Source organism: Bradyrhizobium sp. CSS354 (assembly GCF_029051725.1).
GTDB lineage: Bacteria > Pseudomonadota > Alphaproteobacteria > Rhizobiales > Xanthobacteraceae > Bradyrhizobium.
In genome coordinates, this window is the sequence record NZ_JAACFU010000003.1 from 271,118 (window position 1) to 298,115 (window position 26,998).

Genomic DNA, 26,998 nt, shown 5'->3' on the forward strand with positions numbered 1-26,998 from the left:
TTTCGCCGAACGCGTTGACGCCCTGTTAATGACGATGGGCTGCGCGCGTCGCATCGCCGCAAAACACCACCGTAATTCTCCGGACCCCTTAACCAAACTTAAGAGGGAACCACGCAAGATCGCGGCCATTGCAAAGTCGCGCTGAAACAACAAGATTCATGACTTCTATGAACGACAACAAATATTCCGGCGCGAGTGAAGCCGAACTCGGATTCCTCAAGGAAATCGTTAGAATGCTGCCTGCCGGCCTGACCGTGCAGGACGCGCAAGGCGAACTTCTCCTGGTCAACGATGTCGCGGCCGCCCAGCTCGGCATGGACGGCAGCCGCCCCTCGCGCGATCTCGCGTCGCGCCTGGAAGCCTGCCGACAGGCCCTGAGCTCCGGCCAGGCGGTCGTCGCCGAAGAAGCGCTCCACGACGGAGCCACACGCCAGGTGCTGCTGACGACTCATCGGCCGATCCGCCTCGACGGACGCGAGCTGCTGATCTCGGCCTCCTCCGACATCACCGAGCAGAAGAATTTCGAGGACCAGCTGTTCCGCTCGGCCTATTTCGACGAGCTGACTGGCCTGCCCTCGCGGCGCGTTATCGAACATCGCGCCACCAGCCTGCTCGCGCAGGGTCGCGTCGGCGAGCGCTTTGCGCTCGCCTTTCTCGACGTCGACAATTTCAAGCACATCAACGACTATTACGGCCACGCGGTGGGAGATGCGCTGCTGGTCGAGCTGTCGAAGCGGCTTGGACGCGGCTTGCGCGATTCGGACATGCTGTCGCGCATCTCCGGCGACGAATTCCTGCTGCTGCTGTCGCCGATCCAGAGCCAGGAGGAAGTCGCCGAATTTATGCAATCGACGCTGGAGCGGCTGACGGCGCCGTTCTTCATCGACAATTCGGAAGTGTTCGCCTCAACCTCCGTCGGCATCAGCCTCTACCCCGATCACGGAAGCAGCTTCGAGACACTGCGTCAGAACGCCGACATCGCGATGTACCGCATCAAGAATGACGGCAAGGGATCGGCGGCCTTCTTCGACTCCAGCATGGAGCGCGAGGCGCTGGCGCGAATGAAGATCGAGCAGTCGCTGCGGCTCGCCATCCTCGAGAAACGCTTCTGCTGCGCCTTCCAGTCCAAGGTCGACATCCGCACGCAGGACGTGAAGGGCATCGAGGCTCTGGTACGGCTGCGCGACGACGAGGGCGTGATCCAGGCGCCGGGCTCGTTCATCAATCTTGCCACCGAACTCGGATTGATCGACGAGCTGACTCATCTCGTGCTCGCCGAGATCGTCAAGTCGATCGACCTGATCAACGAGACGTTCGGTGCGGAGGCGACCATCAGCATCAACGTCGCGGCCAAGCAGGCCGGCAACCCCGAATTCATGCGCAGCTTCGCCCAGGCGCTCGACGACACCGGCTTTCCGCAGCGCTTCATGATCGAGGTGACGGAAGACGCCTTCGTCGCCAAGAATCATTTCCAGGCCGAGATCCTGCCGATGTTCCGCAAGCTCGGCGTCGCCATCTCGATCGACGATTTCGGCACCGGCTATTCTTCGCTCTCGGCGCTGGCCGACATCACCGCGGACGAGATCAAGATCGACCGCTCCTTCATCACCGATATCCATAAGCGCCCACGCAACCAGGGCATCCTGCGCGCGATCGAATCCCTGAGCGAAGCGCTCGGCATGACCGTGATTGCCGAAGGCATCGAATCCTACGAGGAGCTCGCCTACCTTCAGGCTGCGACCAAAATCCGGTACGCGCAGGGCTACTATTTCTCCCGGCCGATCTTCCTGGAGGAGCTGAAGCTCGCAACGCCCATCTCCAGCGAAGCACGCGCCGGCGTCACAAACCGCTCGACGCAACAGAACCGGCAGGGCTATTCCCGGGCGAACGGATACCGGCGGTAACCCCGGGCCTGATCGTTACTTTGCAAAGCCTGAGCAGCCCGTTCCACGGGTGAGGTCAACAATTGCATCTGCCGATTTCCTCGGCAGAAGCGATCCGGCGCGGCCGGTCCGGGACAATGTCACACATGCCCTTCCTGGTCCCGCCGGAAGGTGGAATTGCAATGTCCGCACGGTTGTGCAAATCGCTATGGCCAAAGAATTCATCAGGAGGGACCATCGTGCGCCGATCGCTCATCATAACAACGACCATCCTCGCCCTCGCCGCGGGCACCTCCGCACAGGCCGACGATCTCAAGGTCGCGCTGATCTATGGCAAGACCGGCCCGCTCGAGGCCTATGCCAAGCAGACCGAGACCGGCCTGCAGATGGGTTTTGAATACGCCACCAAGGGCACCATGACGCTCGACGGGCGCAAGATCGTCGTCATCACCAAGGATGACCAGGGCAAGCCGGATCTTTCCAAGGCCGCGCTCGCGGAAGCTTATCAGGACGACAAGGCCGACATCGCGATCGGCACGACCTCGTCGGCCGCGGCACTCGCGATCCTGCCCGTCGCCGAGGAAAACAAGAAGATCCTGATCGTCGAGCCCGCGGTCGCGGATCAGATTACCGGCGAGAAGTGGAATCGCTACATCTTCCGCACCGCGCGCAACTCGTCGCAGGATGCGATCTCGAACGCGGTCGCGATCGGCAAGCAGGGCGTCACCGTCGCGACGCTGGCGCAGGATTACGCCTTCGGCCGCGACGGCGTCGCCGCTTTCAAGGAGGCGCTCGGCAAGACCGGCGCGACGCTCGCCGCCGAAGAATATGCCCCGACCTCCACCACCGACTTCACCGCGGTCGGCCAGCGCCTGTTCGACGCGCTGAAGGACAAGCCGGGCCGCAAGGTGATCTGGGTGATCTGGGCCGGTGCCGGCAATCCGCTGGCAAAACTCCAGGACATGGATCCGAAGCGCTACGGCATCGAACTGTCCACCGGCGGCAACATCCTGCCGGCGCTCGCGGCCTATAAGGGCCTGCCCGGCATGGAAGGCGCGACCTATTACTTCTACGAGATCCCGAAGAACCCGGTGAATGACTGGTTCGTCGCCGAGCACCAGAAGCGCTTCAATGCACCGCCGGACTTCTTCACCGCGGGCGGTTTCGCCGCCGCGATGTCCGTCGTCGCCGCGGTCACCAAGGCGAAATCGACCGACACCGAGAAGCTGATCAGCGCCATGGAAGGCCTGGAGTTCGACACGCCGAAGGGCAAGATGATGTTCCGCAAGGAAGACCATCAGGCGCTCCAGAGCATGTATCACTTCAAGGTCAAGGTCGATCCGAATGTCGCCTGGGCCGTGCTCGAGCCGGTGCGCGAGCTGAAGATCGAGGACATGAACGTTCCGATCAAGAACAAGCGGTAGGTGCTTCTTCACCTCTCCCGCTTGCGGGAGAGGCCGGGAGAGGGCTCTGTCCTCTTGGGGGCTCTCGATTGCGGAGACACCCTCTCCCCACCCCTCTCCCGCAAGCGGGAGAGGGAGCGCGGCGCGATCGCGGAAATATTCCTCTCTCACCATTTGCTAGACCCATGACGCTGACCCTTGAAACCCGCGACCTCACTATCCGCTTCGGCGGCCATGTCGCGGTCAACAGCGTCACCTGCAGTTTCCGGCCGGGCGAGCTCACCGCCATCGTTGGGCCGAACGGCGCCGGCAAGACCACTTATTTCAACTTGATCTCCGGTCAGCTCCGCGCATCGAGCGGCAGCATCCTGTTCGACAGCACCGACATCACCCAGCATTCCGCGCCGATGCGGACGCGTGCCGGCCTGGGGCGCGCCTTCCAGCTCACCAATCTCTTTCCCAATCTCTCGGTGGAGGAAAACGTCCGCCTCGCCGTGCAGGCCGCCGACGGCACTCACTACGACATGCTGCGGCCATGGATGGTCCGCCGCGATCTGATCGCCCGCGCCGATGCTATTCTGGATCAGGTCGCGCTTGGCGGCCGCCGTGGCGTCGCCGCGACCGCACTGTCGCATGGCGATCAGCGCAAGCTCGAGGTCGCGCTGATGATGGCGCTCGAACCGAAGGTGTTCATGTTCGACGAGCCGACCGCAGGCATGAGCATCGACGAGGTGCCGGTCGTGCTGAACCTGATCGCGCAGCTTAAGCAGGACAAGAGCAGGATCATTCTCCTGGTCGAGCACAAGATGGATGTGGTGCGATCGCTCGCCGACCGCATCATCGTGCTGCATAACGGGCAGCTTGTTGCGGACGGCAGGCCTGCCGAAGTGATCGCGTCACCGATCGTGCAGGAGGCCTATCTCGGCGTCGCGCCCAAGAATGTTGCAGGGAGCGCCGCGTGACCGATCTATTGAGGCTCTCCGGGGTGCACACCCATATCGGCCGCTATCACATCCTCCAGGGTATCGATCTCGCTGTCGCGCAGGGGCAGACCACGATGCTGCTCGGCCGCAATGGCGCCGGCAAGACCACGACACTGCGCACCATCATGGGCCTCTGGAAGGCCTCTTCCGGCGAGATCAGTCTCGCCGGCGAGCGCATCGAGAGCCGTGCGACGCCCGACATCGCGCGGCTCGGCGTCGGCTACGTGCCGGAGAGCATGGCGGTGTTCTCCGACCTCACGGTGAAGGAAAATCTCGTGCTGGCGGCGCGCGACGGACCGCTCGACGACGCCCAGCTCGACTGGATTTTCGGCTTCTTCCCCGCGCTGCGCCGGTTCTGGCTGTCCCGCGCGGGAAGTCTCTCGGGCGGACAGAAGCAGATGTTGTCGATTGCCCGTGCCATCGTCGAACCGCGCAAGCTCCTGCTGATCGACGAGCCGACCAAGGGCCTGGCTCCGGCAATCGTGATGGCGTTGATCGAGTGCCTGAAGGAGATCAAGCGCAAGGGCGCCACCATCCTGATGGTCGAGCAGAATTTCTTTGCCGCCCGCGAGCTCGGCGACGACGTGCTGGTGATGGACAACGGCACCATCGTTCATCGCGGCGAGATGGCGGCCTTGGCCTCCGACGTGCCGCTGCAGGAGCGACTGCTCGGTCTGAGCCTGGAGACGCATCAATGACCGAGCTCGCCGCAACCGATCCGCTGCCGAAGCCGAAGCGCGACATCGCGCCGATCCTGCTGCCGATCGCCGTCGCCCTCGTGATGATCCCGCTGATCGGCTCACCCAGCACTTGGCTGACGCTGACGGCCGCGAGCCTCGCGATGGGCATGATGATCTTCATCATGGCCTCGGGGCTCACGCTCGTGTTCGGCCTGATGGACGTGCTCAATTTCGGCCATGGCGCCTTCATCGCGGTCGGGGCCTATGTCGCGACCCTGGTGCTGGCGCCGTTCGCGGCCTCCCTCCAGGCTGATTCGCTGTGGATCAACCTCGCGGTGCTGGCGCCGGCGGCCTTGCTGTCGATGGCTGTGTCCGGCGCGCTCGGCCTGATCGTCGAGCGGGTGCTGATCCTGCCCGTCTACGGCCAGCATCTGAAACAGATCCTGATGACGACGGGCGGCCTGATCGTCGCCGAGCAGACGCTCTATGCGGTGTGGGGGCCACAGATCATCCCGACACCGCTGCCGACGTCGCTGCGCGGCTCCTTCATCCTCGGCGACGTCGCGATCGCGAAATACCGCGTGCTGGCGACGCTGATCGGCCTCGCCGTCTTCATCGCGATCCAGCTCGTGCTCAACCGGACCAAGCTTGGCCTTCTGATCCGTGCCGGCGTCGAGAACCGCGAGATGGTCGAGGCGCTCGGCTATCGCATCCGCCGTCTGTTCCTCGGCGTGTTCATGACGGGATCGGCGCTGGCCGGCCTCGGCGGCGTGATGTGGGCGCTGTATCGCGAGCAGGTCCACGCCTCCATGAGCGACGACCTCACCGTCCTGATCTTCATCGTCGTCATCATCGGCGGCCTCGGCTCGATCGGCGGCTGCTTCATCGGCGCGATCCTGGTGGCGATGATTGCCAATTACGGCGGCTTCCTGGTGCCGAAGCTCGCCCTCGTCTCCAATATCCTGCTGATGGTCGCCATTCTGATGTGGCGGCCGCGCGGCCTCTATGCGGTGACCAGCCGATGATGATCCTGTCAGGCGATCCGCCGCGCAGCCGCGTGCTCACGCTCGTTCTCGTCCTCGTCGTCCTGGCGCTGGTGGCGACGCCGTTCTTGTTTCCCGGGGCGAAGGCACTGAACGTTGCGGCCAAGATTTGCGTCTTCGCCGCGCTCGTCGCCTCCTACGATTTGCTGCTCGGCTATACCGGCTCGGTGTCGTTCGCACACACCATGTTCTACGGGATCGGCAGCTACGCGATCGCGATCGCGCTGTACGGAATGGGCCCGAATTGGGGCGCGGTCGCAACCGGCATTGTGGTCGGCCTGCCGCTTGCCGCGCTGCTTGCGCTTGCGATCGGACTGTTCTCGCTGCGGGTCGCCGCGATCTTCTTTGCCATGATCACGCTCGCGGTCGCATCCGCCTTCCAGGTGCTGGCCTCGCAGCTGTCCTGGCTGACCGGCGGCGAAGACGGCCGCAGCTTTCAGCTTCCCGAGCTGCTCAGGCCCGGCACGGTGCTGATCTCGAAGAACGTGCTTGGATTCGAGGTCAACGGCCGCATCCTGACCTACTATCTGGTGTTCGCCGTCTCGGCCCTGATGATCCTCGCTTTGCTGCGGGTGGTGAACTCGCCGTTCGGGCGCGTGCTGCAGGCGATCCGCGAAAATCGTTTCCGCGCCGAGGCGCTCGGCTTCCGCACCGTATTCCACCTGACCTACGCCAACTGCATCGCCGCACTGGTCGCCGCCGGCGCCGGCATTCTCAATGCACTGTGGCTGCGTTATGCCGGCCCCGATACTTCGCTCAGCTTCTCGATCATGCTGGACATTCTCCTGATGGTCGTGATCGGCGGCATGGGCACGATCTACGGCGCGATCATCGGCGCCACCATCTTCATCCTCGCCCAGAACTATCTGCAGTCGCTGATGGGCGTTGCCTCCAAGGCGGCGTCGGAAGCCGGCCTGCCGCTGCTGCCCGGGCTGTTGCATCCCGACCGGTGGCTGCTGTGGCTTGGGCTGCTCTTCATCGCCAGCGTCTACTTCTTTCCGACCGGCGTGGTCGGACGGCTGCGCAGTCTCGGCGGCGACAAGAGTGCGGGCAGCTCGCATTAACGCGCGATTCATGATGCAGCGCAGCGGCTCGCTGAACACGATTGCGATCACGCAACGAGATTAACGCTCAGGTAACTGGCTTTCCTAAGCTTTACGCCATTTGTGTGGTGTATCCCTGTCCCTCCAGGGAGGGGGAATGCGCCAGGTCTTTGCAGGGATTGCAGCCGGAATGTTCCTAGCCGCGAAGCACGGCTGGGAGGCGGCCATTCGGCGCGGACCGGTGCTGTGGCTCACCCTGTGCGGCGTGTTGCTGGTCGCCGGGATCTTCGCCGTGACCGCCATGGCCGTCGGCGAATTTCGCGAACGTACCCTGGTCAACCGCGAGCGCGAGCTGGAAAATACGGTGCAGCTGATCGCGCGGCACTTCGATCAGCAATTCGAAGACTCCGACGTCGTCGCTGCCGATGTGATCGGGCAGATGAATCTGCCGGAGATCAGTTCGGCCGCGATGTTCCGCGAGCGCATGTCCGGACCCGCGACGAACCAGATGCTGCGCAGCAAGATCGGCCCGGTGTCTTACCTCGGCGACATCGCGATCTACGATGCCGACGGCGAACTGATCAACTGGTCGCGGGCCCAGCCGCTGCCCAAGATCAACATCTCCTCGCGCGCCTACTTTCAGACCTTCAAATCGAATCCGATGGCCGAACCGGTGGCGCTGGAATCGGTCCGCAGCTTCATCATCGGAAAATGGACCACGATTGTCGCGCGTCGGCTGAGCGGCGCGGACGGCAGCTTCTTCGGCACGATGGTCCGCCGGATCGATCCGGACAGCTACCAGAACTATTTCGCGTCCGTTGCGCTTGCAGAGGGCACGGCGATCTCGCTGTTCGACCGCAATGGCAAGATGCTGTCGCGCTACCCGCATGTCGAAGAGCTGATCGGCAGGGACTTCAAGGACGCGCCGCTGATGCGCAAGATGCTTGCCGAAGGTGGCCGGCACACCCTGCGCGTCAAGGGCCCGATCGACGGCGACGAGCGCCTCGGCTCCGGGGCCTCGCTGTCGCATTTCCCGCTGGTCATCGTCGCGACCAACACCACGAGAGCCGCGCTGGCCGACTGGCGGCAGCAGACCGGCTTCATGGTCACCACCGCCGCGCTTTCGGCCACGGTGATTGCGCTGATCCTGTTTCTGATCGTTCGCCAGATCAACCGGCAGAATCGCGAGGCGCAGCAACGGCTGGAGGCGGAGCGCGGGCGGCTCGACACCGCCTTGAACAACATGTCGCAAGGGTTGATCCTGTACGATGCCCCCGGATTCATCGTCACCTGCAACCGCCGCTACGCCGACATGTTCGGCCTCTCTCACGATGTCATCAAGCCCGGCTGTCACATCCGCGAGGCGATGTATCATCGCAGGGAGCGCGGCGCGTTCGACGGCGATGTCGAGGCATTTTGCGCCGACGTCATGAGGATCGTCGCCGAGGGCACGGTCTCCACGAGAACCCATCAATTGCCGAGTGGCCGCGCTTTCCAGGTCATCAACACCCCGCTCGCGCAGGGCGGATGGGTGGCCACGATCGAAGACATCACCGAGCGCCGCAAGCTGGAGCAGGAACGCGACCGCAACTACATGTTCCTGCGCGAGATCATCGACCACATTCCATCGCAGATCACGGTGAAGGATGCTCACACGCGGCGATATCTGTTGGTCAACCGGACCTCCGAAGAGCAATTCGGCCAATCAGGCGAAAACATCGTTGGCAGGACCCCCTTCGACATTTATCCGGATGCCTCCGCCAGGATCGTCACCGACGACGACAGCAAGGCGCTGAAGGCGGGCGGGGGCTTATTCAAGGATGAGCATGCCTGGCAGAGCCAGGCCAAGGGGATGCGCTACATCACCTCGACCCGTATCGGAATCCGCGACGAATCCGGCGAGCCGCGCTACCTCATCAATGTGGTCGAGGATGTCACCGAACGGCGGCGCGCCGACGAGAAGATTGCGCATATGGCGCATTACGATGCGCTCACCGACCTGCCGAACCGGGCGCTTTTCCGCGAGCAGATCGAGCGCGAACTTGAGAAGGTCGGCGGCGGCAATCAGTTCGCGCTGCTTTATATCGACGTCGACGAGTTCAAGGGCATCAACGATTCGCTCGGTCATCACGTCGGCGACGAGCTGTTGAAGGGGATTGCGGCGCGCATCCGCGGCTGCCTCGGACAGGGCGACTTGATCGCGCGGCTCGGCGGCGACGAATTCGCGGTGATCCAGACCGGGATCAGTTCATCCGCCGACGTGGTGTCATTCGTGACGCGGATCTTCGAGGCGATCCGCCGGGCCTATCACTGCTTCGGCCATCAGCTCTCCACCGACGCCAGCATCGGCATCGCGATGGCGCCGCAGGACGGCACCGATCTCGACCAGCTCATCAAGAATGCCGACCTCGCGATGTACGGCGCCAAGGCCGAAGGACGCCGCACCCACCGCTTCTTCGAGCCGGAGATGGATGCGAGCGCCAAGGCGCGCCTGAGCCTGGAGCAGGATCTGCGCCAGGCGCTGGTGAACGGCGGTTTCGAGATCCACTATCAGCCGCTGGTCGACCTGCGCACCAACGATGTCACGGGCTGCGAGGCGCTGCTGCGCTGGGGGCATCCCGAGCGCGGCATGGTGTCGCCGGCAGAGTTCATCCCGATTGCCGAGGACACCGGCCTGATCAACGAGCTCGGCGACTGGGTGCTGCGCATGGCCTGCAACGAGGCCGCGACCTGGCCGGCGCATGTGCGCGTCGCGGTCAACGTCTCGCCGGTACAGCTCAAATGCGAGACGCTGGCACTGCGAATCGCCGGCGCGCTCGCCGATTCCGGACTTGCCCCGTGCCGGCTCGAGCTCGAGATCACCGAGGCCGTGCTGATCCGCGACGACGAGGCAGCGCTCTCGATCCTGCACCAGCTCCGCGCCATCGGCGTGCGCATCGCGCTCGACGATTTCGGCACCGGCTACTCCTCCCTCAGCTATCTCAAGCGCTTCCCGTTCGACAAGATCAAGATCGACCGCTGCTTCGTCGCCGATATCGCCGAGACGGGCGGCGCGCCCGTGATCGTGCAGGCGGTGGTGAACATCGCCGCCGCCAGCAACATGACCACGGTCGCGGAAGGCGTCGAGACCGAGGCGCAGCGCGAGATGCTGCGCGCGCTCGGCTGCACGGAGATGCAGGGTTATCTTTTCAGCAGACCGAAGCCGGCCAGCGAAGTGCGAAAGCTGTTCGGCCCGAGCCATGCCTTGCCGGTGGCGGCGGTGGCCTGAGATGGCGAAGCCGGGGAAAACGTCAGCCAACGCGGTTGACGTTGCGGATTCCTATGCCGTGCGGCTGACCGGCGTCGCCGCCTCCGAGGTGACGCACCAATACGCACTGGCAGGCCTTCTACGAGGCCAGGCGCCCTTGCCTCGCCGACCTCGGGCGGGGCGGCGTGCCGGTTCCTGGCCGTGTGGCCGGTAAAACAGCCTAGCCGGAGACGGCGGAAGCGGTTGCCCGCCTCTCGCCAATCGGCTAAATGAACCTCGACTGCACCCGTAGCTCAGCTGGATAGAGCGTTGCCCTCCGAAGGCAAAGGTCACACGTTCGAATCGTGTCGGGTGCGCCAGTCTCTTCCAGTCCGCACTGGAGGCACCCTCACCCGAGTGGCCTTTTTACCGTGCGTGCTGGGTCATCGCCTGCTCCACCGAGCCGACCCTCACGTCAGCATCGAGATGATCGCCTGGACCTGGTCGGAAGCCGACGTGACCAGTCCGTCGTAAGACGTCTGACCGTGTGCGGCCGTCTTCAGGATGCATTCGGCTACGGCCGCCTTCAGGCCGAACACCGACTGATCGGGCGGCACGCTCGCCATCACGGCCTCGAGCGCCTGACGCATCGTTCGAATGAGTTCGGAGCTGTATTGCATGGGCTGTCCTCCCGACCTCATATTAGATCGCATGCCCATGCTCGCCACTCACAAGCCTGAGATTGCTGTGTGAATCACACCTCACCTCGCGCATCGCGCCGCTCAATTGTATCATCCTGCCATGAGCGAATCCGACACGGCGACCGACGAAGCCCCGCCCGTCCGCAAGATCATCCATATCGACATGGATGCCTTCTACGCGTCCGTGGAACAGCGCGATCATCCGGAGCTGCGCGCAAAGCCGGTCGCGGTCGGAGGCTCCGCAGAACGTGGCGTCGTCGCGGCCGCCAGCTATGAGGCCCGCGAGTTCGGCGTTCGCTCCGCCATGCCATCCGTGACGGCGAAGCGACAATGTCCCGATCTGATCTTCGTCAAACCGCGCTTCGAGGTCTACAAGGCGATCAGCAGGGAGATCCGCGACATCTTCGCGGAGCACACCCCGATCATCGAGCCGTTGTCGCTCGACGAGGCCTATCTCGACGTGACGGAGAATCTGCAAGGCATCCCGCTGGCGCGCGACATCGCACTTAGGATCCGCGAGAGGATCAAGGCCGAGACGGGCCTCAACGCTTCGGCCGGCATCTCCTACAACAAGTTCCTGGCCAAGCTCGCCTCCGATCATCGCAAGCCCAACGGTCAGTTCGTGATCTCACCGGAGATGGGACCCGCCTTCGTCGAGACGCTTCCGGTCGGAAAATTCCATGGGATAGGTCCAGCGACGGGCGCGAAGATGAACGCGCTCGGCATGTTCACCGGTCTCGATATTCGTCGTCAGACGCTGGAGTTCATGAATGCGAATTTCGGCAAGTCGGGCGCCTATTACTACTGGATCTCGCGCGGTGTCGACGAACGGCCGGTCCGGGCCAACCGGGTCCGCAAGTCCATCGGCGCGGAGACCACGTTTTCAAACGATCTCACCGAATTCGACGCGCTGGTCGCCGAGCTCAAGCCGCTCGTCGACAAAGTGTGGCGCCATTGCGAGGCGACGGGCAGCCGTGGCCGCACCGTCACTTTGAAGATAAAATTCGCCGACTTCGAGATCATCACGCGAAGCAGGTCCGCTCTTTCGCCGGTCGCAGGCCGGGACGATCTTGAGCGCCTAGCTTGCGGCCTGCTCGAAGTCGAGATGCCGCTGCCCAAGAGCGTCAGGCTGCTGGGAGTATCGCTGTCTTCCCTCCAGGTCGGGGACGATGCGGAGCCGCAGCTGACTCTCGGCATCTGAACCGAACTGACGGGCTTTTGGCGAACGCCGACAGGCGCGCAGAGCGCGCTCGCCGTGAATGTACGGTGGCGGGTTTTCAGACTCGCCACCGAAGGTCGATCCGACGGGGCTGGTCAATGCCTCACGTGCTCGAACACCACGATCACGCCGGTCGGCTCGGGCTCGTGCGCCATCAGGCGGGTCAGCTCGGAATCGCCCCAATCGGCGAGGCTGACGACTTCGCCGCTCTGGCGCTCCGTGCCGGGCGGTGCCGTCGGCTCGACGACCTTCAGCCCCGTCTCATCGACGAAGAAAGTGTGCTCGCCGAACATGCTGTTGAGCTGCGGCATGGCGGGATGCTCGTCGGGCAGCACCTGAGCGCCGAGCTGGTTGACGGTCTGCTTCACCTGTTCGGATGTGAGCTTCATGAGCTGCTCCGTTTCTGTCACGTCGGTTTCATTGAGCTGAGCCAGAGCGGGCGTTCCCTGCGCCGATGTTCGCCTGGCTCAATGTCCCGAACAGGTGCTGCGCACAAATGTTCCTGAGAAATGCATTTCGTGATCGCGCGTCGCATCTGCCGCGCTTGCGGCACGAGATCGCCACAGGACGCACATGATTCGACATTCCAAGAGCCGAATTCGCTACTCGCTTCTGTTCTCGCCGACAGACAGTGCACAGATGCGTGACAGATATGTGTAGGACAGCCCGGTCTCCTCGGCCCAGGCGTTGAACTGCGCCTGCACTTTTGCGAGATCGCCCTTGGACTTGACCTCTTCGGCAATGTTGAGACCGGCATCGCGCAGGCACGCCACGACGTCCCTGGACGTCACAAAGCCGTCCCAGCCGACGAACCGCAGCAGCATCTGACCGGTATTGCCTCCTAACCGGCTGCCACGCTTGCTCAGGAGATCGAGCAGGCCGATCTGGTCGGACGGCGGCCACTTCGCCAGAAACCTGCCGAAGCTGCCGTGCTCTTTTGCGATCTCCTGGATGAAGGCGGCGTTGTCGCGCACCGACATGATCTTGGCACCGTTGCGCACGATGCGCGCGTCGCGCAGCAGGGCCTCCCAATAATCCTCCGGCTGGAAGGTGAGCTTGGCCGGCTGGAAACGCAGGAAGGCGTCTTCAAACCCGTCCCATTTCGTCTCGATCACGCTCCAGGCAAAGCCGGCGCAAAACACACGCTTCGTCATCTCTGCGAGAATGCGGTCGTCGCCCCGCTTGGCGAGGCCTTTCAGGTCGGGCTTTTCGGGCATCAGCTTTTCGAGCGCCTTGGGCCCGCCCTTGCGCTTTTCCGCGCGAGCACAAATGGTCTTGAACGAGGTCATGGGAAACGAGCTGTTGGGGGCGCGAGCTGTTGAGGATACGCTACGACATCAGAATTCGATGATCCGGTCCAGCCCGGCAACGCTTCGATGCTTGCACCCGCGGATGGGCCGCAGCATACTGCCCGCGTTGAATTGGCAAGAAATGCCACTGGTCCGCTTCTTGCGTTCAGACATTTTGCAATCCCCGAGCATTTTTGACGTCTCACCCGTGGATTTCCAATGCGCTGCCTGGTCGTGGCCGACCTGCACTATTCGCTGCCTCAGCTCGACTGGCTCGTCAGCGCCGCTCCGCAATTCGACCTCGTGATCTTCGCCGGCGATGCGCTCGACATTGGCTCGATGGTGGATTTTCGCGCGCAGATCGTGGTGGTGAAGAAGTACCTCGCCCTGCTCGCCGCGAAGACAAGCGTGATCCTCTGCTCGGGCAATCACGATCTCGACGAGCGCAATGCGGAAGGCGAAAAGATCTCGCGCTGGATCTCGGAGGTGCGCGAGTTGGGCGTTGCCTGCGACGGTGACGGCCTCACCATCGGCGACACGCTGTTCACGGTGTGCCCATGGTGGGATGGGCCGCTGGTCAAGGAACGCCTCGTCGCGCAGCTCGCCGCCGCCGCGGCCGGCCGGCCGCAGCGCTGGATCTGGATACATCATGCGCCGCCGGCGGATTCACCGACGAGCTGGGGCGGCAAGCGTTTTTTTGGCGACGTCGAGCTGGTGCAATGGATCATGCAGTACCAGCCCTCGATGGTGATCTCGGGCCATGTGCATCAGTCGCCGTTCATTACCGATGGCTCGTGGTTCGACCGGCTCGGCCAGACCTGGGTCTTCAATACCGGCCTGCAACCCGGCCGCCCGCCGACATATATCGTGCTGGACCTCGATGCGGACAGGGCGTTCTGGCTTGCGGCCGGTGAGGCGCAATGGATCGATCTTGGCGCGCCGCTGAAGCGGCCCGCCGCTCCGATCGAGGCGCCGCCCGACTGGCTCACATTCTTGGATCGGATTGCCGATCCGAGCCTGGCGAGACCTCGAGCGGCGGCAGGTTGATCATGCTCTGGAGCACCTCGCCGACCATGGCCAGATGCGTGCCGTGGCCGGCATATTGCTGCTTGAGATCGGCGAGATAGGTGTTGGCGACATTGAGCCGCTGCGCCAGCATTTTGGCGATCAGAAGCGCCACGCCCGCCTCCTGCTTGAGGAACGAGGCGGCATCCTCGAATTCGTAGACGACGGAATCAGAGCAGGCCCGAACGGTCGCAGTGTGCGGCTGTCCCAGCAGCACCGACATTTCGCCCAGCACCGCACCGGGCTCGACCACGGTGGCGACCACCATCTCGCCCTTGAGCACCTCGAGCTTGCCCTGCATCAGCACAAAAAGATGACCGGTGGTGCCGCCCTCGGCGACGATAATCGTGCCGGCCGCAACCTGCCGCTCCGTCCCACCGGTGCAATAATCCAGAACTGCGCGCATCCGACCAAAGCTCCCGCCGCAGGGAGATAGTAGGGCACGATCGGCGTCGCGTGCTTGCTCAAATTTGCGGCAAGCCCCGCACCCGCGACAGCCGCTTCGCCAGGTGGACCGACTGCCAGTCTCCCAGACCGGTGTCCTCGAACCCCGCCTTCTTCGCAAGGCCGCGCATCTCGGCGTTCACGCGCGCGGTCTCAGCTGCAATCATCTCGTGACCGAGATCGCTCGCGTGCCTCTCCAAGGCCGTCATCATCCGGAGGCCGACGCCCTTGCGCTGAAAGCCATCGGCAACGGAGATGGCGAAATCACCATGCCGTGCAGCCGCATCGTACGCGTATCTGGTTTCGCCGATGATCGTGCCTTCCCCTTCCTGCCTGATCTCGGCGAGCAGGGTGAACTGATCGGGATGGCTGGTCCTGGCGACGCATTCGGCCGCGACCACGGCAAAGTCCGCCCGCGCACCCATGAAACGCTTGTTGCGCGATGTCGTGGAGAGGCCCGTGAAATAGATCGAGAGGCTCTCGAGATCGGACGCGCTGGCCGGCCTGATACGGACCGTGGCGTTGGCTTCGGCTGGCTCGACAATGGCATCCAGCAACAACTGTGACATGCGCGAGGCTCTCGGCAGGTTGCATCGAATGCACACCTAACTGAGACCGCGCGCTTACCGCTTGGACATTGCGGCCAATCTTGCGGCCGAAAACGAACAGTTCGTTGCCGAGTGCCGGGCGTCACACGCGAGAGAGTGACGGCACCTCCTCCGGCACGATCGCCTGAAGGCCGCCGAAGCGGCGCTCGCGGCCGTGGAAGGAGGCCAGGGCGGCGGCGAGATCGCCCGCGTCGAATTCGGGCCACATCCGCTCGGTGAAGTGCAGCTCGGCATAGGCACCTTCCCAGAGCAGGAAGTCCGACAGCCGCTTCTCACCCGAGGTGCGGATGATGAGATCGACGTCGCGCAAACCGGCCTCGCCGGTGACGAGCTGCGAAAACGCCTCGCGGGTGAGACTCGTCAACGCCGCCGCCTTGGCCGCCGCGTTGAGGATGGCATCGCGCGCGGAATAGTCGACGGCGATGCGCAGATGAAGCGTGCTGCCCTGCGCGGTGGCGTCTTCCGCTCGCGCAATCGCATTGGCAATGCCGTCGGGCAGGCGGTCGCGGCGGCCGATCACGGTGAGGCGCACGCCGTTCTTGACCAGGCTCTGCACCTCGTTGGCGAGATAGAAGCGCAGAAGCGTCATCAGCGCGCCGACCTCGGCCCTCGGCCTTCGCCAATTGTCGGTCGAGAAGGCGTAGAGCGTCAGCGTGCCGATACCTTGCTTGGGCGCGGCTTCGACGATGCGGCGGATCGCCTCGACGCCGGCCTCATGGCCGCGCACGCGCGACATGCCGCGCCGCGTCGCCCATCTGCCGTTACCGTCCATGATGATGCCGACGTGAAGCTTCTCGTTGCGGGACGCAAGGTCACTTTGCATTGCAAAGTCTCCGGTCAAAAAAAGGGAAGGGGATCAGGTCGAGACGATACCGAGACGGCCGAGCGGCGCCGTCTCGCGGCCGGCGGCCTTGGCGGCGTCGCGCACCAGGCGTTCGAGCACGGCGAGATAGTCGAGGAAGCGGCGGCGGCCGGCCTTGGTCAGGCGGCAGGTCGTGTGCGGGCGATTGCCCTCATAGCCCTTGGTCACCTCGACGAGGCCGGCTTCCTGGAGCACGGCGAGATGCCGGCTGAGATTGCCGTCGGTGAGGCCGCAGAGCTGCTTGAGATCGGCGAACGCCAGACCCTTCGGGTGCGCCATCAGCGAGGTCAGAAGTCCGAGCCTCGCCTTTTCGTGGATCACGCGGTCCAGTCCTTCATAAGAGAAGGGTGCGCTGTCAATCTTCGACATCATGGTCTCCGGATGCGAAATAAAGAATGCCCGCCATCACCGACTGCCCGATCACGAAAGGCAGGCCCATGGTCCATGGCGACAGCGTGTGGGTTTGGCTCGCGAGCACGACCACCGCGAAGCCGGAGATGAAATACCAGGCGCCGGCGAGCGCCACGGTGCGTGGAAGCGAGCGGACGGAGGCGAAAATGCCGAGCGACACCAGGATCTGCCACAGGCCGGGCAGCAGCCACAACGTTTCGCTTGCGAATTTCCACATCACCACCGCAAGCAGCACACCGGCAACGCCTGCGGGCAGGAACTGCTCGACTGCCTGGTGGATCATCGCATCGGCGAGGCCCGAATGATGGCGGCGCGAACGCGCACGCATCTCGACGCCGATGATCAGGCCGGAGAGCGCGGCGGCTATGAACCAGCCGAAGAAGAAACCGAGCGGCTCGCCGGTGGGATCATCGAGCAACCAGAATTGCAGGATCGCGGTGAGAAGCGCGACCGCGCCGGTCGCGGCCATCGTCGCCGGGCCGTAGCCGCGGAATGCCGTGCCGGCCGCAATCTGGCTGCGGATCGCCACGATGTCGGCCAGTGCCTTGTCGAGATCGCGCATTGGCAACGCCAAAACCTCGCTCCGCCCATGCTTGCCGGGAATACCGGCTCCATTACTTTGTAATGCAAAGTATATCGGATCGCAAAGTAAAGGCAAGCCCGAACGCCGCCTCTCAACACTGGTCCCTCGCCGGACAACTGCCGGTTGCGCGTCACCTCCTCCCACAGATAAGATGCGCGCGAATGCGCTCTGGGGGAAAGTATGTGGCTTAAGTCATTCATCGTTGCGTCTTTATTGCAGCTTGGCGTCGTCACCGCAGCGCACGCGGCCGGGCCATTCGGCAGCGTAAAAATCGGCAACTGGGTCGGCGGCGCGTTCAGCAATGACGAAACGGGAGCCTTCTCGCATTGTGCCGCGACGGCGCCTTATGCCAACGGCGTCATTCTCGTGGTCGGCCAGAATTCTGGGGGCTCGTGGATATTGAGCTTTGCGAGTCCCAGCTACCGCTTCACCAAGGGCGAGAACGCCGCGATCGACGTCATCTTTGACGGACAGGAGCAGGCCAGACTGTTCGCCACGGCCAACCAGACGAACATGCTCAGCTCCGTCATGCCTGCCAACGTGGTACGAACGTTTCAGAAGGCGAGCCTGATGGTGGCGACGAGCGGCCGCACCGTCCTGAACTTCGACCTGACCTCGGCCGGGCCCGTGATCGCGGCGTTGGCCAATTGCGTCACCAAGGTCAAAGCCGACGGGCTGAGCAAGGCTGGAGACTTTACGAAGGTTGCGGCAAAGCCGCAGGCCGCGCCGGACAAACAGGCATCCCCGTCGGCTAGCAAGCCCACCAGAGCCAAAAGCGGTACCGGCTTTGTCGTGAGTGCCAGCGGACACGTCGTCACCAATAACCATGTGATCAATGGCTGCGTCGGCGACATAAAGGGCAATCTCACGGGTGAAGCCGGAATGGTGTTGCGCGTGGTGTCGAGCGACGCCAACAACGACCTCGCGTTGCTGCAGGCGCCGTCGACGACCACGTTCAAGGAGTTCGCCCGCATCCGCGATCGCTCGATCCGCTCCGGCGATTCCGTCGTCGCGATCGGCTTTCCCTTCCATGGGCTGCTGACTTCGGACTTCACCGTGACGACCGGCATCGTCAGCTCGCTCAGCGGCATGCGCAACGATTCGCGTTTCCTGCAAATCAGTGCGCCGGTGCAGCCCGGCAATAGCGGCGGCCCGCTGTTCGACACCACCGGGCAGATCGTGGGCGTCGTTACGGGAAAGCTGGACGGATTACGGGTCGCGGCTGCGACCGGCAACATCCCCGAGAACATCAACTTCGCGATCAAGACCGGCGCGCTGCGTGACTTCCTCGACAACTCCGTGGTGCCCTACCAGACTGCCGAACCGAAGGGCGAGATCAAGACCACCGACATCGCAGGCAACGCGCGGCCGTATACGATGCTGATCTCGTGCAACGGTACGGAACAGGCTGAGGCGAAGCGGTAGCGGCAACGCAGGCCGGATGGAGCGGTTGGGCCTATACGAAGCGCTCTGTCCGGGCTGAAATCAGCCAGCTCGCTAGTACGGCGCGACGGGCCGCGGTCGCCGGTGCGGCCGCGGTTGCGCCGGCGAAACCTGGCTGTAGGCAAAGCGGGGATTGCGATCGCAGTACAGCAGTCGGCCGGACACGCTAGCCTGACATTGTTCATAGGTGCTGTAGGAGCATTCGCCCGGATAGTCATACTCACCGCCCTGGGCACACCAGGGATAGTCGCGCGCCGCTGCAGGCGTGACGGCGGAGAAGCCGGCCAGGAGTGTGGCGCCGAGGCCCAGCAGTGCCAATTGCGTCTTGCGCATGATCCCAACTCCTATCCTCACAGCGCGAGATACGCGCCATATAGCATCAGGTTTCGCCAAGCCGTTTTATTCCAGATCAACGAGGCTGGCGTGCAAGAAACCTTGATACGCAAGAAAAAAGCCCTGCCGAACGGGGCAGGGCTCCAATCACGGACATCACAAGATCGCTACTCGACCTTGAGGCCGGCGAACTCGACGACCTTCTTCCATTTCTCGGTCTCGGCCTTGATCTCCTCGCCGAACGCCTCGGGCGTCTGCGCCCGCGGCTCGCCGCCGAGCTCGACCAGGCGCTTGGCCATGTCCGGCTCCTTTATCAGCGTGTTGATCTCGCTGTTGAGCTTGGCGATGATCTCCTTGGGCGTGTTCTTCGGCGCCCCCATGCCGAACAGCGCGCTCGCCTCGTAGCCCTTCACGGTCTCGCCGATCGCCGGCACGTCGGGCAGCTGCGGCGAGCGCTCCGCCGTAGTGACGCCGATGGCGCGGAGCGCCCCGGACCGGATGTGCTGGATGATCGAGGGCATGTTGTCGAAGATCACCTGCACCTGGCCCCCGAGCATGTCGGTGATCGCTGGCGCGGCGCCGCGATAGGGCACGTGCTGCATCTTGCAGCCCGTCAGCGCCATGAACATCTCGCCGGACAGATGCACCGAGGTGCCGTTGCCCGAGGATGCCATGTTGACCTTGCCGGGATTGGCCTTCACGTATTCGATGAATTCGGCGACGGTCTTGGCCGGCACGTCCTTGTTGACGGTCATCACGTTCGGCACGCGCTGGAACGAGGCGACCGGCGCGATGTCGCGCACGAAGTTGAACTTCAGATTGGTGTAGAGCGAGGCGTTGATGTAGTTGGCCGGATTGACCAGTTGCAGCGTGTAGCCGTCGGGCTCGGCGTTGACGACCGATTCGGTGGCGATATTGTTGCCGGCACCCGGCTTGTTCTCGATCACGAATTGCTGGCCGAACTTCTCCGACAGCCGCTGACCGATCAGCCGCGCCAGGATGTCGGTGGCCCCGCCCGGCGGATAACCGACCACCCATTTCACCGGGTGGGTCGGGTAGTCGGCGGCAAGCGCCTTCGACAGCGGGCTGGCTGCAAGCGGACTGGCGGCGAGCAGGCTCAGCGCGGTACGGCGAGTGATCATCTCAAGGGTTCTCCCAAGTGTTGTTCTTGAAGCCAGATAGCTTGAAAATGGCGTCGGCGCGCTTGTAACAAAGCTTGCCGCAGGCGGAAAGTGCACGGGGCGCATCGCGACGAAAGGATAAGGCATGGCGGTCAAGGTCGAAGCCCTCGATCATCTCGTGATCAACGTCGCGGACGTCGCAGTGACCGCCGCGTGGTACGGCAAGATTCTCGGCATGGAAGTCAAGGTGTTCGACCCCGGCGGCGGCAAAGCGCCGCGGACTTCGCTACAATTCGGTAACCAGAAGATCAACGTCCGGCCTCGCGATGCCGACAAGGTGGAGTGGTTCACCGCGGACCACCAGACCGCCGGCAGCGAGGATCTGTGCTTCCTCACCTCCGCCAGCCCCGACGAGGTGGTGGCGCATTTGAAGGCACATGGCGTCGCGATCGAAGAGGGCCCGGTTCCCAAGCAGGGCGCCCGCGGCACCCTGCGCTCGGTCTATTGCAGGGATCCGGATGGCAGCCTGATCGAGATTTCGTCGTATGAGGACTGACGGCCGGTAAGGCCAAGTCGCCCGCCCCACGCACCGTCATTGCGAGGAGTCCTTGCGACGAAGCAATCCAGGCTATCTCCGGGGAGGGATTCTGGATTGCTTCGCTACGCTCGCAATGACGACGGAAAGAGCAGGAAGACGCAATTATCAAAACGCGGCCGACGACAAGATGCAGGTTGCACGGGAGGACACATGCCGAATTCGCAAGCCGCCGCCGGAATCGTGGGCCCATTCGACGGGCTCGACGTGCCCTGGCTGCTGAAGATGCGGGCTGAGGTGCGCAGCTCACATCCGTTCCTGATCTGGGCGCCGTTCGACGCGCCCGCGCGGCGCTGGAGCTATGGTGAGTTTCACGAGCGGGTCGGCGCGCTCGCGGCGGGACTGGCGAAGCGCGGCGTCAAGCCGGGCGAGTATGTGCTTATTCACCTCGACAATTGCATCGAGGCGCTGCTGGCCTGGTTTGCCTGCGTCGAGTTGGGCGCGATCGCGGTGACCACCAACACACGCTCGGCACCGGCCGAGCTCGACTATTTTGCCGATCATTGCGGCGCGGTCGCCGCGATCACGCAGCCGGCCTATGCCGAGATGGTCGCGCAGAACTGCCGCAACATCCGCTGGATGGCCGTGACCTCGCACGATTCGGGCGCGGCGCCCGCAAAATCGGTCGCACGCGACGACAGCTTTGAGGAGTTGTTCGCCGACAGTGCCAACCGTCCCAGGCGCGCGACCGATCCGCTCGCGCCGTGCAGCGTGCAATATACCTCGGGCACGACATCGCGCCCCAAGGCGGTGCTGTGGACCCACGCCAACGCGCTGTGGGGCGCCAAGATCAACGCCGCGCACGAGGACCTGCACGCAAGCGACGTGCATCAGACCTATCTGCCGCTGTTCCATACGAACGCGCTGGCCTATTCGATGCTGGCGACGCTATGGGTCGGTGCCACCTGCGTGATCCAGCCGCGCTTTTCCGCCAGCCGGTTCTGGGGCGCCGCGCGCGAGCACGGCTCGACCTGGACCTCGACGATCCCGTTCTGCATGAAGGCGCTGCTCGAGCAGGAAATCCCGCGCGATCACAAATTCCGTCTGTGGGGCACCGCGATCAACGAACCGCCGGCCTTCGCCGCCTTCGGCGTCAAGATCATCGGCTGGTGGGGCATGACCGAGACCATCACCCACGGCATCGTCGGCGAGATCGACCAGCCCAACATTCCGATGTCGATCGGCCGCGCCGCGCCGGAATATGAAATCCGCATCACCGACGACGACGGCAGGCCGACCGAGGTCGGCGACACCGGCAACCTCTCGATCAAGGGGATCGTCGGCCTGTCGCTGTTCGCCGAATATCTGCACAATGAGAAGGCGACCCGCGAAAGCTTCGACGAGCACGGCTTCTTTCTCACCGGTGATCGGGTGGTGCGGCTGGAGAACGGCTACATCCGCTTCGGGGACCGCAGCAAGGACATGCTCAAGGTCGGCGGCGAGAACGTCGCCGCGTCCGAGATCGAGCAGGTGGTTGCAGTCGTCCCTGGCGTGCGCGAGGCCGCCGTGGTGGCGAAGACGCATCCGATGCTGGACGAGGTGCCGGTCGTTTTCATCATCCCGCAAGGGGGCGTCGCCGGTGCGCGGCCCGATCTGCACGACGCCGTGATGGCCGCCTGCCGCGCCGGCCTCGCCGACTTCAAGGTGCCGCGCGAGATCCGCTTTGTCGACGACATGCCGCGCTCGACGCTGGAGAAGGTCGCGAAGGCGGAGCTGAGGAAGATGGTTGGGTGAGGCGTAAAGTAAGGTGGGTTAGCCGAAGGCGTAACCCACCAACTTCGTCCGGCAAATGCGGAAGCATGGTGGGTTACGCTACGTTAACCCACCCTACGGCTACGACACCGAGTTCAGAACGATCCCAACGCCACCGGGCGGAACGCCTGCAACAGCTGCTGGTCCAGCTTGCCGCCCATGCCTTCCATCATCGCAAACGCTCGCGCGTGGGTGAAGGGCATGCGATAGGCGCGCTTCTCCACGAGTGCCGCGTAGATGTCTACGATCGTCGTGACCCGCACGATATCGCTGATCTGGTTCGACGAGAGATTGTTGGGATAGCCGGAGCCGTCGAGGAATTCGTGGTGATGCAGCACGACGTCCAGCATCTCCGGCGGGAAGCCGCCCTGCGCTGCGAGCGCGTCATAGCCGCGGCGCGGATGCTGGCGGATTTCGGCCATCTCCTCGTCGGTGAGCTTGCCGGGCTTGTCGAGCAGCGCGGAGGGGACGAACGCCTTGCCGACGTCGTGCAGCAGCGCGGCGCGGGTCAGCCGGCGCTGGTCGTCCTCGCGCATGCCGAGATGCTGGGCGAAGGAGACCGCAAATCCGGTCACGAACAGGCAGTGGCGGTAGCTGCCGACATGGTGGCAGCCCACCGTGGTGAGCCACTCGCGCAGCGAGGAGTGCTTGATTGCCTTCAGGATCTTGCTCTCGGCGGCGATGACGTCGTCGAAGGTCAGGGGCACGCCGAGCGGCAGCTTCTCGAACATCTTCTTCAGCACCACGTGTGCGGCCTCGACGCCGCGGTTGAGCGTCTTGCCGCGATCGGTCGCGTCATAGACGGCGGTGTCGGGGAAGGCCGCACGGATGCGCTGCAGGATGTCCTCGGGCTGAAGCGGCCGCGAGATGGTGTCGGTGGCGCCCAGCGCCCAGGCCTGCATGGTGCCGTGATGCAGGGCGTCCGCAAGCACGAACAGTCGCGGCATCGCGCGATAGGCGTCGCCGCGCAGCTTGTTGCGCACCCGCTGCACGCTCTCGGGCGAGCGCAAATTGATGTCGACCACGAGGCCGGAGAGATCGCGCGAGGGCTGCTCGGGGAGCTCCTGCGTCGTCACCGTGGCAACGTCGCCGACCGCCTTGAGGATGCTGGCGAGTTCGGTGCTCTCGTCGCTCCGGTCGGAGGCGAGCAGAAGCCGGCGTTTGGCGGCTGGTTTGGCTGAGGCGTTCATGGCTTCCCCAAGAGCACGGGCGTGTTTCGGGCCAAAGCCTAAGCCGGATCAGGTTCTCCGGCCCTTAAGAGGCGTGCTCAATGGAACCCTGCGGAATCAGGGACAATTTTACGGAGTTCGCCTTCCCGGGCGGCTCCAATCAAAAACCTCGAAAACAACCCCATGCACAGTAAAGATGTGCTTGCAAACACAGGGATTTTTTAACGACGAAACCGCCGGGGGCTGCCCCCCCGGCGGATCATGTCAGGTCAACAATCGCAACCAGCCTTACGCCTTCATCGCGCCCTTCACGGCTTCGGCCGTGATCGGCAGGGCCCGGACGCGGGCGCCTGAGGCGTTGAAGATGGCGTTGCCGATCGCGGGTGCAATCACCGTCACCGCGGGTTCGCCGACGCCGGTGGCCTTCTCGCCATTGGCGATCACGGCAATCGCGACCTCGGGCACCTGGCTCATGCGCAAGGGCGTGTAGCTGTCGAAATTGGTCTGTTCGATGCCACCGTCCTTCAGCGTCGCCTTCTCGTACATCGCCAGCGACAGGCCCCACAGCGCCGCACCCTCGACCTGAGCGCGGATGTTGTCGGGATGCACCTGCGTGCCGACGTCGGTTGCGACCGTGAGCTTCTTCACGGTCACCTCGCCCGACGACGCCACAGCGACATGGGCAACGCAGGCCGTCCAGCTTGCGGTCGCGCGTTCCTGCGACGAGACGCAGGCCACGCCCATGCCTTCACCCTTCGGCAGCTTCTTGCTGCCGTAGCCGGCAAGGCCCATTGCGGCGAGCAGCGTATTGCGGAGCCGCTGCGCGCCGCCGTCGTTCTTGCCGGCGCCGTCGAGCAGCGAGATGCGGAACTGCGCGGGGTCCTTGCCCGCCGCAGCCGCGATCTCGTCGATCATGCTTTCGACCGCCCAGAAGGTCCAGCCCGGTGCCACCGAGCGGAGCTGGCCAGACGGCGTGGCGTTGTGCGCCATCTCGTTCTTGATCGCGCGCACATGATGGTTGGGCACGGTGTAGAAGAAGTCGGCCCCGTTCACCGTGAAGGAATCGAGCGGACCCTTCTTGTCCACCGAGGGCGTCAGGAAATCGGGGATTCCCCAGCGAGCCGTCGGCCAGGCCGAAACCACGTCATGGCTGAGCGCGACGAGCTTGCCGTCGCCGTCCACGCCCGCCTTCACTTTCTGGTAGGTGAGCGGACGCGAGAAATCCATCGTCATGTCGTTCTCGCGCGTGTAGATCACCTTCACCGGCTTGCCGATGGCCTTCGCCGCCTGCACCGCCGGAATCATCATGTCGGCATCGAGCCTGCGGCCAAAGCCGCCGCCGAGCCACATCTGGTGCATGACGACGAACTTCGGATCGATCCCGGCCGCACCCGCCGCGATCGCGCCGGAGCGCGTTGCGAACTGGTTGCCGGAATAGATGTGCAGGATGTCGCCCTTGAACTCCGCAGTGGCGTTCATCGGCTCCATCGGCGCGTGGATGTTGATGCTGGTCGTGTACTCCGCCTCCAGCACCTTGGTCGCCGTGCCGAACGCCGCCGCGGGATCGCCGTCCTTGACGAAGAATTGCCCGGAATCCTCCAGCTTCTGAAGCCGCTTGGCCTCGTCGAGCAGCGACTGGCTCGATACTTTCGCGTTCGGACCGCCCTCATAGGCGATCTTGAGCGCCTGCGCCGCCTTCTTGGCGTTGGCATAGGTGCTGGCAACCGCGACGACCCAGCCCGAGGTCGTTCCGGTCTTGTCGTCGAGGGTGACGGCCTTGATGAAACCCGGCACCTTCCTGGCGGCGCTGTCGTCGACCGATTTCACCGTGGCGCCGAAGCGCACCGGCGGCGTCACCACCGCGCCATAGGCCATGCCCGGCAGCATCACGTCGATGCCGTATTTGGCCGTGCCGTTGGTCTTGGAGGGAATGTCGAGCTGCGGCACCGACACGCCGATCATGGTGTATTGATCCGGCGTCTTCAGCTTGATCGCCTTGAGCTCGTCCGGCGTAAAGGTCTTGGTCGCCTTGCCGCTCTTGACGACATCGGCGAACGACATCTGCTTCTTCGACTTCGGATGCGAGATCATGGAATCGCGCACCACGAGTTCCGACGCCGGCACGCCCATCGCGGCAGCCGCACCTTCGCTCAACGCCATCCGCCCGGCTGCGCCAGCCCGGCTCATGGCCTCGAAGTTCATCATGGTCGACCAGCTGCCGCCGGTGATCTGTGCGCCCAACACGGGATCGTTGAACTTCGGATCGTTGGAGGCGAGGGCGACGCGCATGTCGCTCCATTTGGCCCCTAACTCTTCGGCCACGATCTGCGCCATGGTGGAGGCGATGTGCTGGCCCATGTCAGCCTTGCCGCAAGTGACGGTGACGAGACCATCGGGCGCGATCGCGTACCAGACGCTCGGCTCGAAGGCCGAAGGCGCGGCAAGCGCCTCACCGATACCGGGCACGCCGGCATAGCCGAGCACGAGGCCGGTGGCGGCGGTGCCGACCAGGAAGGAGCGGCGGCTAAGATCAGTCGTTTCGGCTGTGACGCTCTTGATGTGCTTGTTCATGTGGGCCTCCGCTCGTTGCCGGAGGCGGATGCGGTGCGCATCTCGGTTGCGGCGCGCATGATTGCCTTCTGGATCCGCGAATAGGTCATGCAACGGCAGAGATTGCCGTCCATATGCGCCACGACCTCTTCCTTGGTCGGGTTCGGATTCTTCGCCAGCAGCGATGCCGCCTGCATGATCTGCCCGGATTGGCAGTAGCCGCATTGCGGAACCTGCTCGGCGATCCATGCCTTCTGCAAGGGATGGTCGCCCTTGGCAGCGAGTCCTTCGATGGTGGTGATCTTCTTGCCGGCGACATCGCTGATCATGGTCTGGCACGAACGCACGGCTTCGCCGTTGACGTGCACGGTGCAGGCCCCGCACAGGCCGGCACCGCAGCCGAACTTGGTGCCGGTCATCTGCAATTGCTCGCGGATCGCCCAGAGGAGCGGCGTGTCGTTCGCCGCATCCACGGACAGACTCCGCCCGTTGATGGTGAGAGTTGGCATAGGCGTCTTCCCCTGCCGGTGCATGAAGCCGCTTACGGCGGCAACTTGAGTAGCGGACGCCCACCGGGCCGGCGCCAGCCTTG

General features: G+C 64.0%; 25 protein-coding genes and 1 tRNA gene. 13 read left to right on the top strand and 13 right to left on the bottom strand.

The window, feature by feature from the left end:
- Nucleotides 1-167 precede the first annotated feature (167 nt).
- The 8 genes from GWG67_RS08285 to GWG67_RS08320 all read left to right on the top strand — a co-directional run bounded on the left by GWG67_RS08285 (nucleotide 168) and on the right by GWG67_RS08320 (nucleotide 10,641).
- Entirely contained in the window at nucleotides 168-1,904 is a 1,737-nt protein-coding gene (locus tag GWG67_RS08285) for a bifunctional diguanylate cyclase/phosphodiesterase (RefSeq protein ID WP_275169142.1), read from the top strand.
- Nucleotides 1,905-2,122: 218 nt separating this feature from the next.
- Nucleotides 2,123-3,307, top strand: a complete 1,185-nt coding sequence (locus GWG67_RS08290; RefSeq protein ID WP_275168662.1) for a substrate-binding domain-containing protein — start codon at nucleotides 2,123-2,125, stop codon at nucleotides 3,305-3,307.
- Nucleotides 3,308-3,471: 164 nt separating this feature from the next.
- The gene (locus GWG67_RS08295) at nucleotides 3,472-4,248 is read left to right on the top strand and encodes an ABC transporter ATP-binding protein (protein ID WP_275168664.1); all 777 of its coding nucleotides are present in this window, start codon (nucleotides 3,472-3,474) and stop codon (nucleotides 4,246-4,248) included.
- Nucleotides 4,245-4,967 (top strand): ABC transporter ATP-binding protein, encoded by a 723-nt coding sequence (locus GWG67_RS08300; protein WP_275168666.1) that lies wholly within the window; start codon nucleotides 4,245-4,247, stop codon nucleotides 4,965-4,967. The genes GWG67_RS08295 and GWG67_RS08300 overlap by 4 nt, the downstream gene beginning before the upstream one ends.
- Complete coding sequence (locus GWG67_RS08305; RefSeq protein WP_027566072.1) at nucleotides 4,964-5,974, top strand: branched-chain amino acid ABC transporter permease; 1,011 nt, start codon at nucleotides 4,964-4,966, stop codon at nucleotides 5,972-5,974. Before GWG67_RS08300 ends, GWG67_RS08305 begins: the two co-directional genes overlap by 4 nt.
- Nucleotides 5,971-7,056 (top strand): branched-chain amino acid ABC transporter permease, encoded by a 1,086-nt coding sequence (locus GWG67_RS08310; protein ID WP_275168667.1) that lies wholly within the window; start codon nucleotides 5,971-5,973, stop codon nucleotides 7,054-7,056. Before GWG67_RS08305 ends, GWG67_RS08310 begins: the two co-directional genes overlap by 4 nt.
- Nucleotides 7,057-7,192: 136 nt before the next feature.
- Complete coding sequence (locus GWG67_RS08315; protein ID WP_275168669.1) at nucleotides 7,193-10,303, top strand: EAL domain-containing protein; 3,111 nt, start codon at nucleotides 7,193-7,195, stop codon at nucleotides 10,301-10,303.
- Between the two features lie 261 nt (nucleotides 10,304-10,564).
- Nucleotides 10,565-10,641, top strand: a tRNA-Arg gene (locus GWG67_RS08320).
- Nucleotides 10,642-10,731: 90 nt separating this feature from the next.
- Here GWG67_RS08320 and GWG67_RS08325 read toward each other — a convergent pair.
- Nucleotides 10,732-10,941, bottom strand: a complete 210-nt coding sequence (locus tag GWG67_RS08325) for a hypothetical protein (RefSeq protein ID WP_275168672.1) — start codon at nucleotides 10,939-10,941, stop codon at nucleotides 10,732-10,734.
- A 121-nt stretch (nucleotides 10,942-11,062) separates the two neighbouring features.
- On the opposite strand from GWG67_RS08325, the gene dinB reads away from it, so the two are divergent.
- Nucleotides 11,063-12,163, top strand: a complete 1,101-nt coding sequence (gene dinB / locus GWG67_RS08330) for a DNA polymerase IV (protein ID WP_275168674.1) — start codon at nucleotides 11,063-11,065, stop codon at nucleotides 12,161-12,163.
- A gap of 113 nt (nucleotides 12,164-12,276) precedes the next feature.
- Here dinB and GWG67_RS08335 read toward each other — a convergent pair whose 3' ends face one another.
- Both GWG67_RS08335 and GWG67_RS08340 read right to left on the bottom strand, forming a co-directional pair.
- Nucleotides 12,277-12,570: a hypothetical protein gene (locus GWG67_RS08335; protein WP_007598221.1), complete on the bottom strand. Its 294-nt coding sequence runs from the start codon at nucleotides 12,568-12,570 to the stop codon at nucleotides 12,277-12,279.
- 213 nt (nucleotides 12,571-12,783) lie between these two features.
- Entirely contained in the window at nucleotides 12,784-13,470 is a 687-nt protein-coding gene (locus GWG67_RS08340) for a DNA-3-methyladenine glycosylase I (protein ID WP_275168675.1), read from the bottom strand.
- Between the two features lie 219 nt (nucleotides 13,471-13,689).
- Between GWG67_RS08340 and GWG67_RS08345 the strand changes: the two genes are divergently transcribed.
- Nucleotides 13,690-14,517 carry a metallophosphoesterase gene (locus GWG67_RS08345; protein WP_275168677.1) on the top strand — a complete coding sequence of 276 codons (828 nt, stop codon included), beginning with the start codon at nucleotides 13,690-13,692 and terminating at the stop codon, nucleotides 14,515-14,517.
- On the opposite strand, the gene GWG67_RS08350 is transcribed toward GWG67_RS08345, so the two are convergent.
- The 5 genes from GWG67_RS08350 to GWG67_RS08370 form a co-directional block, all read right to left on the bottom strand.
- Complete coding sequence (locus tag GWG67_RS08350; protein WP_275168678.1) at nucleotides 14,456-14,941, bottom strand: Crp/Fnr family transcriptional regulator; 486 nt, start codon at nucleotides 14,939-14,941, stop codon at nucleotides 14,456-14,458. The two genes, GWG67_RS08345 and GWG67_RS08350, sit on opposite strands and share 62 nt — an antisense overlap.
- A 58-nt stretch (nucleotides 14,942-14,999) precedes the next feature.
- The gene (locus tag GWG67_RS08355) at nucleotides 15,000-15,548 is read right to left on the bottom strand and encodes a GNAT family N-acetyltransferase (RefSeq protein ID WP_275168679.1); all 549 of its coding nucleotides are present in this window, start codon (nucleotides 15,546-15,548) and stop codon (nucleotides 15,000-15,002) included.
- Nucleotides 15,549-15,669: 121 nt separating this feature from the next.
- Nucleotides 15,670-16,410: a di-trans,poly-cis-decaprenylcistransferase gene (locus GWG67_RS08360; protein ID WP_275168680.1), complete on the bottom strand. Its 741-nt coding sequence runs from the start codon at nucleotides 16,408-16,410 to the stop codon at nucleotides 15,670-15,672.
- A 33-nt stretch (nucleotides 16,411-16,443) separates the two neighbouring features.
- The gene (locus GWG67_RS08365) at nucleotides 16,444-16,818 is read right to left on the bottom strand and encodes a transcriptional regulator (protein ID WP_199198451.1); all 375 of its coding nucleotides are present in this window, start codon (nucleotides 16,816-16,818) and stop codon (nucleotides 16,444-16,446) included.
- A complete protein-coding gene (locus tag GWG67_RS08370; protein ID WP_275168682.1) occupies nucleotides 16,805-17,422 on the bottom strand; it encodes a hypothetical protein in 618 nt (205 codons plus the stop codon). Before GWG67_RS08370 ends, GWG67_RS08365 begins: the two co-directional genes overlap by 14 nt.
- Before the next feature lie 201 nt (nucleotides 17,423-17,623).
- Here GWG67_RS08370 and GWG67_RS08375 point away from each other — a divergent pair, with 201 nt between their 5' ends.
- Nucleotides 17,624-18,868 (top strand): S1C family serine protease, encoded by a 1,245-nt coding sequence (locus GWG67_RS08375; RefSeq protein ID WP_275168684.1) that lies wholly within the window; start codon nucleotides 17,624-17,626, stop codon nucleotides 18,866-18,868.
- Nucleotides 18,869-18,940: 72 nt separating this feature from the next.
- On the opposite strand, the gene GWG67_RS08380 is transcribed toward GWG67_RS08375, so the two are convergent.
- Both GWG67_RS08380 and GWG67_RS08385 read right to left on the bottom strand, forming a co-directional pair.
- The gene (locus tag GWG67_RS08380) at nucleotides 18,941-19,219 is read right to left on the bottom strand and encodes a DUF3551 domain-containing protein (RefSeq protein ID WP_275168685.1); all 279 of its coding nucleotides are present in this window, start codon (nucleotides 19,217-19,219) and stop codon (nucleotides 18,941-18,943) included.
- Nucleotides 19,220-19,386: 167 nt separating this feature from the next.
- Entirely contained in the window at nucleotides 19,387-20,361 is a 975-nt protein-coding gene (locus tag GWG67_RS08385) for a tripartite tricarboxylate transporter substrate binding protein (RefSeq protein WP_027514642.1), read from the bottom strand.
- A gap of 124 nt (nucleotides 20,362-20,485) precedes the next feature.
- On the opposite strand from GWG67_RS08385, the gene GWG67_RS08390 reads away from it, so the two are divergent.
- Together GWG67_RS08390 and GWG67_RS08395 are read left to right on the top strand one after the other, a co-directional pair.
- Nucleotides 20,486-20,896 carry a VOC family protein gene (locus GWG67_RS08390; RefSeq protein WP_275168687.1) on the top strand — a complete coding sequence of 137 codons (411 nt, stop codon included), beginning with the start codon at nucleotides 20,486-20,488 and terminating at the stop codon, nucleotides 20,894-20,896.
- A gap of 192 nt (nucleotides 20,897-21,088) precedes the next feature.
- The gene (locus GWG67_RS08395) at nucleotides 21,089-22,669 is read left to right on the top strand and encodes an ATP-dependent acyl-CoA ligase (RefSeq protein ID WP_275168689.1); all 1,581 of its coding nucleotides are present in this window, start codon (nucleotides 21,089-21,091) and stop codon (nucleotides 22,667-22,669) included.
- A 113-nt stretch (nucleotides 22,670-22,782) separates the two neighbouring features.
- Here the strand turns inward: GWG67_RS08395 and GWG67_RS08400 are convergent, their stop codons facing one another.
- From GWG67_RS08400 to GWG67_RS08410, 3 genes are all read right to left on the bottom strand, one after another.
- Entirely contained in the window at nucleotides 22,783-23,877 is a 1,095-nt protein-coding gene (locus tag GWG67_RS08400; protein WP_275168691.1) for an HD-GYP domain-containing protein, read from the bottom strand.
- Nucleotides 23,878-24,144: 267 nt separating this feature from the next.
- Entirely contained in the window at nucleotides 24,145-26,427 is a 2,283-nt protein-coding gene (locus GWG67_RS08405) for a molybdopterin cofactor-binding domain-containing protein (protein WP_275168693.1), read from the bottom strand.
- Nucleotides 26,424-26,915 (bottom strand): (2Fe-2S)-binding protein, encoded by a 492-nt coding sequence (locus GWG67_RS08410; RefSeq protein WP_275168695.1) that lies wholly within the window; start codon nucleotides 26,913-26,915, stop codon nucleotides 26,424-26,426. Before GWG67_RS08410 ends, GWG67_RS08405 begins: the two co-directional genes overlap by 4 nt.
- Nucleotides 26,916-26,998: the final 83 nt, after the last annotated feature.

Excerpts from the sequence above, each read along its gene's own strand:
- GWG67_RS08285 (WP_275169142.1), top strand. The coding sequence starts at position 168 with ATGAACGACAACAAATATTCCGGCGCGAGTGAAGCCGAACTCGGATTC.
- GWG67_RS08405 (WP_275168693.1), bottom strand. The coding sequence starts at position 26,427 with ATGAACAAGCACATCAAGAGCGTCACAGCCGAAACGACTGATCTTAGC.
- dinB (WP_275168674.1), top strand. The coding sequence starts at position 11,063 with ATGAGCGAATCCGACACGGCGACCGACGAAGCCCCGCCCGTCCGCAAG.
- GWG67_RS08345 (WP_275168677.1), top strand. The coding sequence starts at position 13,690 with ATGCGCTGCCTGGTCGTGGCCGACCTGCACTATTCGCTGCCTCAGCTC.
- GWG67_RS08350 (WP_275168678.1), bottom strand. The coding sequence starts at position 14,941 with ATGCGCGCAGTTCTGGATTATTGCACCGGTGGGACGGAGCGGCAGGTT.
- GWG67_RS08305 (WP_027566072.1), top strand. The coding sequence starts at position 4,964 with ATGACCGAGCTCGCCGCAACCGATCCGCTGCCGAAGCCGAAGCGCGAC.
- GWG67_RS08355 (WP_275168679.1), bottom strand. The coding sequence starts at position 15,548 with ATGTCACAGTTGTTGCTGGATGCCATTGTCGAGCCAGCCGAAGCCAAC.
- GWG67_RS08395 (WP_275168689.1), top strand. The coding sequence starts at position 21,089 with ATGCCGAATTCGCAAGCCGCCGCCGGAATCGTGGGCCCATTCGACGGG.
- GWG67_RS08335 (WP_007598221.1), bottom strand. The coding sequence starts at position 12,570 with ATGAAGCTCACATCCGAACAGGTGAAGCAGACCGTCAACCAGCTCGGC.
- GWG67_RS08410 (WP_275168695.1), bottom strand. The coding sequence starts at position 26,915 with ATGCCAACTCTCACCATCAACGGGCGGAGTCTGTCCGTGGATGCGGCG.
- GWG67_RS08390 (WP_275168687.1), top strand. The coding sequence starts at position 20,486 with ATGGCGGTCAAGGTCGAAGCCCTCGATCATCTCGTGATCAACGTCGCG.
- GWG67_RS08370 (WP_275168682.1), bottom strand. The coding sequence starts at position 17,422 with ATGCGCGATCTCGACAAGGCACTGGCCGACATCGTGGCGATCCGCAGC.
- GWG67_RS08310 (WP_275168667.1), top strand. The coding sequence starts at position 5,971 with ATGATGATCCTGTCAGGCGATCCGCCGCGCAGCCGCGTGCTCACGCTC.
- GWG67_RS08400 (WP_275168691.1), bottom strand. The coding sequence starts at position 23,877 with ATGAACGCCTCAGCCAAACCAGCCGCCAAACGCCGGCTTCTGCTCGCC.
- GWG67_RS08315 (WP_275168669.1), top strand. The coding sequence starts at position 7,193 with ATGCGCCAGGTCTTTGCAGGGATTGCAGCCGGAATGTTCCTAGCCGCG.
- GWG67_RS08380 (WP_275168685.1), bottom strand. The coding sequence starts at position 19,219 with ATGCGCAAGACGCAATTGGCACTGCTGGGCCTCGGCGCCACACTCCTG.
- GWG67_RS08385 (WP_027514642.1), bottom strand. The coding sequence starts at position 20,361 with ATGATCACTCGCCGTACCGCGCTGAGCCTGCTCGCCGCCAGTCCGCTT.
- GWG67_RS08375 (WP_275168684.1), top strand. The coding sequence starts at position 17,624 with ATGTGGCTTAAGTCATTCATCGTTGCGTCTTTATTGCAGCTTGGCGTC.
- GWG67_RS08295 (WP_275168664.1), top strand. The coding sequence starts at position 3,472 with ATGACGCTGACCCTTGAAACCCGCGACCTCACTATCCGCTTCGGCGGC.
- GWG67_RS08360 (WP_275168680.1), bottom strand. The coding sequence starts at position 16,410 with ATGCAAAGTGACCTTGCGTCCCGCAACGAGAAGCTTCACGTCGGCATC.
- GWG67_RS08340 (WP_275168675.1), bottom strand. The coding sequence starts at position 13,470 with ATGACCTCGTTCAAGACCATTTGTGCTCGCGCGGAAAAGCGCAAGGGC.
- GWG67_RS08365 (WP_199198451.1), bottom strand. The coding sequence starts at position 16,818 with ATGTCGAAGATTGACAGCGCACCCTTCTCTTATGAAGGACTGGACCGC.
- GWG67_RS08325 (WP_275168672.1), bottom strand. The coding sequence starts at position 10,941 with ATGCAATACAGCTCCGAACTCATTCGAACGATGCGTCAGGCGCTCGAG.